Below are 11,777 nucleotides of genomic sequence, written 5' to 3'. Positions count from 1 at the left end.
CCGAAATTTTTTAAAAATATCTTCTACTCAATTAGCCCTAACGGCAAGGAAAATCAAGAGGTTAAGATGATTTTTTAACACCAATTCTACAATTTCATTGACAATCAATTTAATCTGAAATAATCAGTAGTTTATTAAGTAAATTTAGATAAAGAATTTTGCTTTTCTGTAATTCTCGGTCACCCTGTCAACACTCACTCGAGGTCTGCCCCGAATTGGACCCTCGACCACATTATAATGTAATATAAATAAACTAATTTGTCAACGAAAATTTCATATTTGTACCCTGTCCAGTCCATTGACCGAGATTTTTTTACGGATAAAAAAACATTTGACATTAGAATAATTTTTTGTTATACTTGTTAAGAAAAGTGAGGAGGAGGAGTTTTAAATTGTGGTTAACCATTCAAGATATATTTTAGCCACAGATAAGGAGGTAAAAAATGAGTAGTTTATACAAAGTTATTAAGGGAAAATTCTATGTTACGGGGTATTCTCCAGATGGAGACTCTATTAGATTTGAGGCAATTACACAGAGCAATTGGAATTTTTTTAGTTGGAAGGATGGAAAAAAGAAGAAAGGTAAAAAAAAGCAGTTACGCTTCGAAGCTATTGACGCCCTTGAAACACATTATGAAGAATCACATCAACCCCGCGTTTTGGGTATAGCCGCTCTTGAAGTTCTTCTTGGGCTGATTGAAATTCAGAATGTAGTTTATAATCTAAGTCTAACGAAAATTTATTCTGCTAAAGACGGCACAGAAGGTTTTATAGCAAGCCAAACATTAGATACATACGACCGTCCAGTCTCCTTAGTTTTTCCTAAGGATGTCAACCTTAATGACGGCGATGAAATCCCTTTATCAAAACTACCTCTGGATAAGTGCATCAATGTAAAAATGGCAAAGATGGGACTTGTTTATCCTACCTTTTACAGCACAATGGAGGATAAGTTACTGAAGTTATTTACAGATATTACAAAAACTTGCCGGGATAACTTAGTTGGACTTTGGACATTAGATAAAACAAGTAACTTTACTCTCTGGAATACCTCTACAATTAGTGATGATATTGTAATTCTCCCTAAACTATTCAGGCGATTGACGACATTTTTTCAGGAGTGTAGTGATTTCTCTCAACTTGCTGGATACCTTAAAGAGAAAAAGGATAAAGTAAAAATTAGAAGCACTGGGAAGAAAGTAAATCTAATTGATTTGCTTACCATAAATGGAAGAAACATAAAGTTTTCACATAAACCAGAGGATTTGATCTTTGAACCAAAGAGCTAAGTAACCGTTCAGGTATAGATAAAAATATGTCCCTATAACTCAAATCTCAAAACGCAAAACTCAAAACTACAACTTAAAACTCAAAACTATTTTGCACCAATACTTGTATAAATAATATCCTCTGTTATCTTTCATATTTTAACTCATTCTATTCTATTTGTATTAATCCGTGATAATCAGTGGCTGAATGGAGGACATTATAGCAGTTATTATTCAAAACTTTACTTAGAATTAAATTTTCTACCAATATATCGTTCCTACGGAACTGATTGATTTGTCTATCTATTCCTACCGATATTATGTTCCTAACGGAACGATTATTCTCATGCCTTATTTATGGGTATTATCCTATGTAAACTTCCAGTTAATAACCGCTATAGTTTTAAGTTTTGAGTTAATATTGGACAGTTTGATGGGCAAGGCTGAACGGTTACAGAATTTATAATCTCCATATCTCCTTTATCCCCTTATCCCCCTTCTTATACTAACCACGCTCAAAATATTCCTATTTCACAGGTTGAATTTTTTTTCGCTTGACTTTTCATATTTTATATGGTATTATACTAAATGAGAGGGAAAGGGAGAAAAGGAGGTAAGTTAAAATGAAAAAGGTAAATAATGAAAAAGGTATTGCCCTGGTAGTGGTGTTAATTGTAATCTTCGTTTTAAGTATGATAAGCATTAGTTATTTACTTGTCTCACGAACACAACTTAACAAATCTTATAAAGAAGAACGCTTCACTACTGCCCTTTCTACTGCTGAAGCAGGGCTTGAGCGGGCTGTCTGGTATTTAATCAATGATGATAAACTACCTAATTGGCAAGGGCCTACATCAGCAAATCCAAAAGTAACTATCACTGGAAATGTAGATAATAACTCCCAAAAGTCCTACGAGGCAGAGATATATCTTATTACTGGAGGTGGAGAAGGATACACTCCCTTGCCACCCCGGGAACAGGAAAATAGATGGTATATCCATCCTGCCGCTGCTAATATCCCTCGTCCTAAAGGAAATTCTGCCGCTGTCACCATTAATGGTGTAGTATTTATGTTTGGTGGTTATGGCCAACCTGAAAAATCTACACAGCATGGAGGTAACAGCTCGTATAAAGATGAGATTAACTATTGGGGTTATCGGGCAAAGTTATATAGTGACAATGTTATGTTGGCATATGACCCCAGAAGCGATACCTGGAAAGAATTAGGAACAAATCCTTATGGAAATAAAAGTAAATTTGCCGCGGTGAATTATAATAATAAGATGTATATGTTTGGTCCAGACCCGGCTGTAATTACCTATAATCCAGGTAATGACTTACTAAATTCTGCTGATGATAAATGGGAGCAGGTAGCAAATATGACAAGTATAGGCATAACTGATGTTAATTATCATTCAGCCGTAGTTCTGGGTGATAAAATCTATATTGTTGGAGGGCAATATAATGGTGGGGCAGAATATGGTTTGGTCGTAGAATTTAACCCGACAACTAATCAGGTTACGAAATTAACCCCTTTACCTGATGGTAGATATTATGGAGCGGCAGGGGTAATTGGTAATAAAATATATTATGTGGGAGGAATACCTAAAACAGGTATGTCAATGGGTCCTGACCCTGATACTGGAGGGCAAGTAACTACACAATCGGGTTGTCATAGTCGAACTGTATGGGAGTATAATCCAACTACAGGTAGCTCTACACCAGCCGCACATATGCCCTGGTTGTCAGACGACTCCAATACTGTCTGTCCTGAAGATCTTGCACCCTGGGGTGAAGGAGATAAAATAGAAGGATTTAGTAAATCGGTATCTGGTATCAAACTCCATGTGCGCGACCCAGAATACTCAAAATATTGGAAGGATGAAGGATATGGTGTAGACCATGGATTAAGTTTTTCTAACCGACCAGGATTAGCTGACCATCAAGCAATAGTGGTAGATAATAAAATTTATGTTACGGGGGGAAATAATGGTCTTCTGAGAACTTACTTTGATGGACCTGGTTATAGAAAGGATGGAATATGGTATGGAACTTATATTCCTGATGATAAAAATCCAGATAAAATAATAACCAGTGGAACGACTCATGAACAGGTAGCTCAAAGGGATTTATTCTATGATTATAAGGATGGAAGTCCTTATGGAAGTTATGACAGCTATCGTGATTGGCAAGGACAAATGTCAGGTTCTTATTATCGGTGGAATAAAGAACTATATGTCTTTGATGGGACATCGTGGGTAAAATTAGAGAATGCACCAACTATGGATATGGACACTAATGGTGGAATGGATGGAGTAGGAATTACTAATCAGGTATTAGCCAATGTGGAGAATAGGTTCTACATGCTTGGGGGTACTGCTCACCATTTTAGAGACCCAAACAGAGTATATCTTAATCCGTATGTAGTAGAAGGAGACGATACCTACTATGGACGTATCTCTAAAAGTTATGTTAACGCTATGTATCTATCCGTAGCTGAATTTTATGTTAGAGAGAAAGAGGCTACTGAAGGAGGTGGAGGAACATACAAAATTGTCGTTACTTCAAGAGAACAACAACTATTTGGCAAAACAGTTCATCGCAGGATTGAGGCGATAGTAGCCATAACCCCAATGACCGGAGCAAATGGGTTTGATGGAGCGATAATTTGTAAATCCGATATAGCTTTAACCGGAAATGCTCGAACAGATAGTTATAACTCTGATAACGGTAAGTATGGATCAGAAAATGCCCTCCATGGTGGAAATGTCTTTTCTAATGGAAATGTTTCTCTAACCGGTAACGCCTGTGTAGATGGAAATGCCTTTTCTGGTCTTGAAGAAACGGTTAATCTTACTGGAAATGCCAGTGTTACAGGGAAAAAAGATTCACAGGGCACTGATATTTCATTACCTGCGGTTACTGTTCCAGCAGATGCCATTTCAACAACTATAAATATTACAGGTAGTAATGAATTAACTCTGACTGAAGGAACATATACTTGTAATGGCATAAAGATAAGCGGGCAGGCACAATTGATTATTGTGGGTAAGGTAAAACTCTATTGCACGGGCAACATAGATATTACTGGCCAGGGTGGTGCCAATTATGAAAACAATTCAAATGGGGTTACGACTAATTTCCATATTTATTGCACAAATGCTGTTAATTCTATTTCCCTGACAGGAAACGATAGATTCTTTGGGACTGTTTATGCTCCTGCGGCTGAAATTTCTGTTACAGGAAATGGTAATGTCTATGGTCAGTTAGTGGGGAATGAGGTAGATATTACTGGTAATGGTAAGGTAATTTATGATGAGCAATTAAAAAATACTCTTTGGTGGCCAGAAGAAAGTATGACGGGTGATGTTATTAGTTGGCGTGAGGTTAGTTTATGAGGGAGGAAGGATTTAGTTTAGTAGAGATATTAATAGCGGCACTCATTTTTACAATTTTTGCCTTAGCTATTTTTAACTGCATCAATTATTCCTACAAAAATGTAATTACTTCAAGAAACGCAGAAGTAGCCATCAACCTATGTCAGGAAACAATGGAGAGCATAAAAAAGGTTTCTTATGATAGCGTTCCCTGCCCTGCTACTTTTACTCCAACCTGGTATGAAAAAGGAGCGACATATTATTCAGGGTATCCAGCAGGAAATTTCCCACCAACTCTTTATCTTGCTACTTATACTACTTGCACAAATAGCAACCCAACTATGTGCACCTCAACAACTTTACTCCATGACCATAAAGATTTATTGGTGACTATAGGTGTAGGAACACAAACTACCAATGGAACAAAGACTGTATTTACTTACTGGGTCGATGATAACGAAACTACCTGGACTACACAGGATTATAAAGGAATAAAGGTTCTTATAGAATGGATAGAAGGAGGAATTATCCGCAAACGTGAAGTATCCACTTGTATTTCTAAAAAATAAAGAACAAGGAACTACCCTCTTAGAATTTATTGTCGGAGCAGGTATCCTGGCAGTAATAGCGATGGTTGTTATTTTATTTATGAGGCAGGGGATGGATTTTATGGTAAAAGGCGTTCCTACTGAACCTCAAGAAATAGTAAAATTGATTTTAGAAGGAGAAGAGGGTAGAACAGATTTTGAAAAACAAGGAGTATTATCTACTTTAAGAGGAGGATATTCTATTTATGGACCACAATTTGATGTGGAGCAACCAATTACCTTAGGAACAAATTCTATTATTATAGGTTATGGGATTGTTGATAGCCAGAATGGATTTTGTGAAAGCACTAATACTATCCACACAGATTTTGCAATAATTAATCAAGGGTCTCCTACTACTACCGATTTAAAAAAAGGGATTCCAACGATTACGGTTATCTCGCCCTATGACTCCGATAATCCAGAAGGCACGACTTCTCTCCTTTTAGCGAATAATCCTCTGGGCGATGATTATGGTTTGGCTGTTAGGTATGAATTTAAACAAATTAACGAACTAAGAAATGGTAGAATCTATCAGCAGGGTGAATTATACAAAACTATCTATCATAAAAATTCAGCGGGCTCCTGGAATCAACAAGGTAGTGCAACATTAATTTCAAGAGATATTAGTCAATTAGAATTCAGGTATTTTACTTCAGATGAAGAACTTCCGGCAGGAATTCCAACTGGACTTAGTAAAATAAGGCAGATTGAACTGATAATGATTACTTTAAAAGTGGATAGTGATGATGATAGAGATGGGGCAATACAAGAAGATGTAATAGATGGGATGGATAATGATCTGGATGGTAAGATAGATGAAGATTATTTTAATGGAATTACGATAACGACAAGGGTTTATTTTCGGAATTTGTAAAAACGAAGGAGAAACGCTTATGTCCACAGGGTGGACACAAAGGAGGATGAAAATAGTGGTAGGAGATAGGAGGTGGGAGGTAAGGAGATAGGCGTGAGGAGTGATGTTTTCTTTACTTTCTACTCTCTACTTCCTATTTTCAGGAGAACTATGTTTAAACGACGAAGACATAAATATTACAGAACAATGCCAACAACTATTTACCCTTCAGTGGTTAAGACTAAAAAGTCAAAACGACAATTAGGACCTATCCCAAAATTTATCTTGATTGGGTGTTTATTAAGTATATTTATCATTGCTGGAATGGGAGGAGGAATAATTGTCTCCTTTCTAACACATCTACCTAATTTAGAGCCTATTTTAAAATATGAAGGTATAGAAGTCTGGAAAATTCCAACTAAACTTTATTCTTTAAATAATGAAGTAATTGCGGAATTTGCCGAAGAAAAAAGAGAATTAGTCAGTCTCGAAAGCATCCCTCAAACATTAAAAGATGCCGTGATTGCTGTCGAAGATAATCAATTTTATAAACATAAAGGGGTAGATATCTTTGGTGTTTTAAGGGCGTTTGTGGCTAATATTCGTCACCGTAAAATAACCCAGGGTGGCAGCACGATTACCCAACAATTGGCAAAAAATCTGTTTTTAACCCAGGAACGAACTTATCGTCGAAAAATACAAGAGATATTAATCGCTCTTTTGATTGAGCAGAAATTAACTAAAGATGAAATTTTAGAGAGATATTTTAATAAAATATATTATGGCCATGGTAACTATGGAGTTCAGGCTGGGGCAATGTATTATTTTGATAAGCGGGTCAAGGAGTTAAAATTACCTGAAATTGCTATGCTTGCTGGTCTGCCAGGTTCACCTGTCCGTTATTCACCCCTTGTTTATCCCAAAAGAGCAATCAATCGCCAGGCATTTGTCTTAAAACGAATGGAAGAAGAAGGATTTATTAATTCTGAACAAAGGGAGATGGCACAAAAGGCATTTGCCACTCAGGTAGAGATTATATCTAAAAAAAAATTTGCCAAAACAAAAACAAGTATTAATAAAGCCCCTTATTTTACGGAGTATATCCGACAAATACTCGAGGAAGAATATGGGAGTAATGCACTTTATACCGCTGGTTTAAATGTTTATACGACTTTAGATTTAGAGATGCAAGAAGCGGCATCCCAGGTTCTTCAGGATGGATTAAGGCAATTAAATCAAGCGAAGAAATCAGGTGAACCACAAATAGAAGGAGCACTTTTAGCCATTGACCCCAGAAATGGCTATATCAAGGCAATGGTTGGCGGAAGTGGTTTTTCCTACGAGAATCAGTTAAATCGAATATATGCCAGAAGGCAAGCAGGGTCTGCATTTAAACCATTTATTTATGCCGCGGCTATTGACGAGGGATTTACACCAATAAGTATTTTAGATGATTCTCCCAGAACCTATCAAGGGGTTAAAGAAGGACAGGTTTGGGAACCAAGTAATTATGAAGGTAATTATCATGGTAAGGTGACATTAAGGTCTGCTCTGGAATATTCGCTTAATTTAGCCACGATTGATTTGTTGGAAAAGGTAGGTGTCCGAAAGGTAATTGAATATGCCCGTCGGATGGGGATTAAAGGTAAATTTGAGCAGGATTTATCACTGGCACTGGGAACAAAGGTGGTCACCCCATTAGAAATGACAATGGCTTTTGGTATCTTTGCTAACCAGGGAATTAAGGTTGACCCGATTGCTATAAAATGTCTCAAAGACCATAATCAAAATATATTAGAAGAAAGAACACCTGATGAGGAAAGGGTGCTTTCACCGCAAACAGCCTACATAATTACCAATTTGCTGGAAGGGGTAGTAACACGAGGCACGGCAAAATATTCGGTTGGAAACCATATAAATAGAGTTGTTGCTGGTAAAACTGGCACAACTAATGATTATGTTGATGCCTGGTTTATTGGTTTTACACCAGAATTAGTAGCAAGTGTCTGGATTGGATATGACCGTGGCCAGCGAACATTAGGTTATGGTCAGGCAGGCGGAGTCGTTGCCGCACCTATCTGGACAACTTTTATGGAAAAAATCCAGCATTTGTTGGAAATACAGGATTTCACGGTTCCCACCGGGGTTACCTTTGCAACAGTTGACCCAACTACCGGTTTATTGGCAACGAAATATTGTCCCAAAACCAGGTCAGAGATATTTATTGAAGGCAATTCCCCAACTGAATATTGTCATCTCCATACAGAAGAAGGTATTCTGGAACAAGGAACAGAAACGGTTTCTTCTTCAATCACGCCTGCTGAAGAAGAGAATCTGGAGGAATTTGATAAAATCAGACTTGAAGAATAACGAAGTATCACTTCTATTTTCAGGAGAACGGTCATGCCCACAGGGAGTAGGCACAAACGAAGATGAAAATGAGTTTGATGGTTCAGGTGAAATCAGGCTGAAGCCTGCGGCTACCAGCCTTCCCCAAGTTCCGATTTTCTTTGGTCTATGGTCTGTAGTCTATTTTCAGGAAAATAACATGAAATTAATCTTGGTCCGACATAGTGAATCTACATGGAATAAATTAAACCGAGTGCAAGGAATAAGAAATCCTAAATTAAGTGAAAAAGGATATAGACAATCGCAACTCCTGGCTCAGCGGTTTAATGGAACGAAATTTGATGCGGTTTATAGCAGTCATTTAAGTCGTGCCTACCAGACCGCTAAGATTTTAACTAATTCTAAAAACGATATTCTTATCCATCAAGACTTGCATGAAATCAAACTGGGTATCTGGGAAGGAAAAACTATAAATCAAGTCCGAAAAGAAAACAAAGAACTATATAAGGAATGGTATCAAAAACCATTAGAAGTAAGAATCCCCGGTGCAGAGACACTTTTAGAATTTAAAGAGCGGGTCGTCCGAGTATTCGATGAAATCAGGACAAAACATCCTGACCAACAGGTTCTTGTCGTCACACATGGCGGCGTGATTACTACTTATTTAGCCCATTTATTAGAGATGAATTTAAACAAGGTATGGTCTATCTCACTTAAGAATAGTGCGGTAACAATCATAAGTTTTTATAAAGAATTTCCTTGCGTTTTAGTCTTTAATGATACCTGCCATCTGGATTTTGATGAGGATTTGGTCACATGGTAAAGGGAAGAGGTGATTATGATTCTACTGTAGAATTTTCAGAAGAGGATGCTAAAGAATGGGTTATTATGGCACATAAATATCTTCAGGAGAAACGGACATGAGCCAGGGCTCACAAAGGGCAATGAAAATGGGAGAAGGACAACCCCCTAACTCCCTTTATTAAGGGGGAATATGTGTTCTAAACCAGAGGATACGAGTCTGTGGATACTATACTAATTCGCTAATCTCTAATTCACTAATTCGCTATTTTCAGGGGAAACGGACATGAGCCAGGGCTCACAAAGGGCAATGAAAATGGGAGAAGGACAACCCCCTAACTCCCTTTATTAAGGGGGAATATGTGTTCTAAACCAGAGGATACGAGTCTGTGGATACTATACTAATTCGCTAATCTCTAATTCACTAATTCGCTATTTTCAGGGGAAACGCTCATGAGTCTGCGACTCACAAAGGACGATGAAAATGTAATTTTGTAACTCAAGCAATTACAATAACTTACACACATTTTCAGGAGAAGGACGATGAAAATGTAGTTTTGTAAATCAAGGAATTACAATGAGTTACGAACATTTTCAGGGGAATATGTTGAAGAATTTATTATCCAAACAAGATACTATCTGTCTTTTAGAATTAATTGAGGAAAGTCTTTCCTGTAATAATGAAGAGGACTTAAAAAAGTTAATTCAGAAGTTAAATCTAATACTGCCTTACGACCATGCCATTTCTTTATTATGCACTCTTAAGAAAAACACAACGATAGACTTGTGGATCCCTTCTTCTAAACTTATAAATATAAGCTATCCTGAGGAGTGGTTAAAAATTTATCTGGAAAGAAAATATTATAAAGTTGACCCGATCTTTAAAGAAAATTTTTTAAACTACAGACTACAGTATTGGATAGAAACTTATAAAAGAAACCCTCCGCCGAAAGATTTTCTATATACAGCAGAGTCTTTTAATCTGGGAGAAGGTTATACATATGGATTACGAGATTTTTCTTCACACAAAGGGAGTCTATTTTCTATCGGGGGAAAATCTGTAGAGCATAATGAGCGTACCGAAATTATCCTTTGCCAAATTATTCCGCATTTTCACCACGCACTCACTCGGGTAATCTCCTTGGGAAAGAAAAGAGAAATTCATCTCTCCCCTCGAGAAAAAGAGGTAATTAATTGGATAAAAGAAGGGAAGACTTCCTGGGAAATATCAATGATTTTGGAGATTAGTGAACGGACTGTAATCTTTCATCTGCAAAATATTATGCAAAAGCTTGATGCAGTAAATAGGGCTCAGTGTGTTGCCATTGCTCTTGAGCAGGGTTTGATTGATATTGACTAAACCATCTTATCATCGCCGGATTTCTACTTTCATTTAATACCTCAAAATCTCTCCGAGATAATATTGCTGCTATGGCGATAACCCTATCCTCCATTACTTCAGGCTTTCCTATCGCTCTACAAGAAAATCCCATGATGCGCAATAGCCGATAAAATTTTAATTCCACCACTATGTAAAAATACTTTATATTATGTATAATACTCCAGAGATAGATTCCTTTATAGAGGAGAAAAGAGACATAGTAAAAGTTAAAATTATGGGATAATATTTTACCTCTTGCCTCAGGTGCTACGGATAATCTTGAAATTTCTACGGTATCATTTTCCTTCCTTATATGATACCCTGGCTCAATGAGGCAGGAGAATTCTCTCTCTAACATAAAATCGCTTTCTGGGAGAATAAGTCTCAAGCACGCGAGGAGTTTCTTATTCGGCTTTAAGGTCGTCGTATCAAAGACACCGAAGAGGACAGATTTTTGGTCATACTCATCTATTTCCAGTTTATCTTTTGTGCAGGGAACCCATTTCAATTCTTCACAAAAGACCTTATGTCTTAAACGATAAACACACAACTTTTCCTCCCAATTTCTTATCTCTTTTACAATTAGAGGACCTTCTTGGAAGGAAATAGGAGGGTTTATGTCCATTTGAGAGTTATTTTTGAGTTTCTCTTGACTCACTACATTTCTTCCTTTTTCCCTCCCTTTGAATAGATTTTAAAAAATAATTTTTCAAAAGTCAACCTGTAAAAATTTACAGGTTGACAGATGAGAAATATTGTAGTAGAATTAAATAGTAGAGATTTATCAATAAATCAATTAGGATGTATCGTAGTGAAAAAACTATTCATACTGTTATACTTGCGTATTGTTTCGATAAAAGGAATAATGCTTCCAGATTGTGAAATTATGGGTAAAAAATGGAGGGAAGATAGTAAAATATTTAGACGCAAACTGCGGTTAAATCTAAATTCTGAATTATTGAGAGATCTCAGAAAAATCAGGGGGGAGAAAGTGTAACTATGTGCTTTGCAGTTCAGAGAACATAGAAAGAAAAGGGACTGAAGAGTATTAGAATCTATGCTTGATAGAGGGAAGGAAGTATTAGAAGAAATAAATCAAAGAAATGATAAATGATCAAGAAAGGAAAGATAAAGAAAGAGAAAAAGGTTAGAGGAGAT

At 36.8% G+C, this 11,777-nt stretch carries 9 protein-coding genes; 8 read left to right on the top strand and 1 reads right to left on the bottom strand.

What is annotated here, in order from left to right; all coding sequences use genetic code 11:
* Window positions 1-443: 443 nt before the first annotated feature.
* From AB1422_03375 to AB1422_03345, 7 genes are all read left to right on the top strand, one after another.
* Window positions 444-1,289 (top strand): hypothetical protein, encoded by an 846-nt coding sequence (locus tag AB1422_03375; GenBank protein ID MEW6618386.1) that lies wholly within the window; start codon window positions 444-446, stop codon window positions 1,287-1,289.
* A gap of 602 nt (window positions 1,290-1,891) precedes the next feature.
* Window positions 1,892-4,666, top strand: coding sequence for a kelch repeat-containing protein (locus AB1422_03370; GenBank protein MEW6618385.1), 2,775 nt, complete (start codon window positions 1,892-1,894; stop codon window positions 4,664-4,666).
* Complete coding sequence (locus AB1422_03365; GenBank protein MEW6618384.1) at window positions 4,663-5,214, top strand: prepilin-type N-terminal cleavage/methylation domain-containing protein; 552 nt, start codon at window positions 4,663-4,665, stop codon at window positions 5,212-5,214. The genes AB1422_03370 and AB1422_03365 overlap by 4 nt, the downstream gene beginning before the upstream one ends.
* Window positions 5,183-6,109: a hypothetical protein gene (locus AB1422_03360; GenBank protein MEW6618383.1), complete on the top strand. Its 927-nt coding sequence runs from the start codon at window positions 5,183-5,185 to the stop codon at window positions 6,107-6,109. The genes AB1422_03365 and AB1422_03360 overlap by 32 nt, the downstream gene beginning before the upstream one ends.
* 72 nt (window positions 6,110-6,181) lie before the next feature.
* Window positions 6,182-8,458 (top strand): PBP1A family penicillin-binding protein, encoded by a 2,277-nt coding sequence (locus tag AB1422_03355; protein MEW6618382.1) that lies wholly within the window; start codon window positions 6,182-6,184, stop codon window positions 8,456-8,458.
* Complete coding sequence (locus tag AB1422_03350; GenBank protein ID MEW6618381.1) at window positions 8,433-9,260, top strand: histidine phosphatase family protein; 828 nt, start codon at window positions 8,433-8,435, stop codon at window positions 9,258-9,260. Before AB1422_03355 ends, AB1422_03350 begins: the two co-directional genes overlap by 26 nt.
* Window positions 9,261-9,815: 555 nt before the next feature.
* Window positions 9,816-10,598, top strand: coding sequence for a LuxR C-terminal-related transcriptional regulator (locus tag AB1422_03345; GenBank protein MEW6618380.1), 783 nt, complete (start codon window positions 9,816-9,818; stop codon window positions 10,596-10,598).
* Here the strand turns inward: AB1422_03345 and AB1422_03340 are convergent.
* The gene (locus AB1422_03340) at window positions 10,519-11,277 is read right to left on the bottom strand and encodes an acyl-homoserine-lactone synthase (protein MEW6618379.1); all 759 of its coding nucleotides are present in this window, start codon (window positions 11,275-11,277) and stop codon (window positions 10,519-10,521) included. The two genes, AB1422_03345 and AB1422_03340, sit on opposite strands and share 80 nt — an antisense overlap.
* Before the next feature lie 87 nt (window positions 11,278-11,364).
* Between AB1422_03340 and AB1422_03335 the strand changes: the two genes are divergently transcribed.
* Window positions 11,365-11,616: a hypothetical protein gene (locus AB1422_03335; protein ID MEW6618378.1), complete on the top strand. Its 252-nt coding sequence runs from the start codon at window positions 11,365-11,367 to the stop codon at window positions 11,614-11,616.
* Window positions 11,617-11,777: the final 161 nt, after the last annotated feature.

The sequence above is a fragment of the bacterium genome (assembly GCA_040757115.1).
In the GTDB taxonomy this organism is placed as follows: Bacteria; UBA9089; CG2-30-40-21; order CG2-30-40-21; family SBAY01; genus JBFLXS01.
This window is presented reverse-complemented; position numbering and strand designations above follow the sequence as displayed.

Coding starts and splice junctions, on each gene's coding strand:
- AB1422_03375 (MEW6618386.1), top strand. CDS start 444: ATGAGTAGTTTATACAAAGTTATTAAGGGAAAATTCTATGTTACGGGG.
- AB1422_03370 (MEW6618385.1), top strand. CDS start 1,892: ATGAAAAAGGTAAATAATGAAAAAGGTATTGCCCTGGTAGTGGTGTTA.
- AB1422_03365 (MEW6618384.1), top strand. CDS start 4,663: ATGAGGGAGGAAGGATTTAGTTTAGTAGAGATATTAATAGCGGCACTC.
- AB1422_03345 (MEW6618380.1), top strand. CDS start 9,816: ATGAGTTACGAACATTTTCAGGGGAATATGTTGAAGAATTTATTATCC.
- AB1422_03335 (MEW6618378.1), top strand. CDS start 11,365: ATGAGAAATATTGTAGTAGAATTAAATAGTAGAGATTTATCAATAAAT.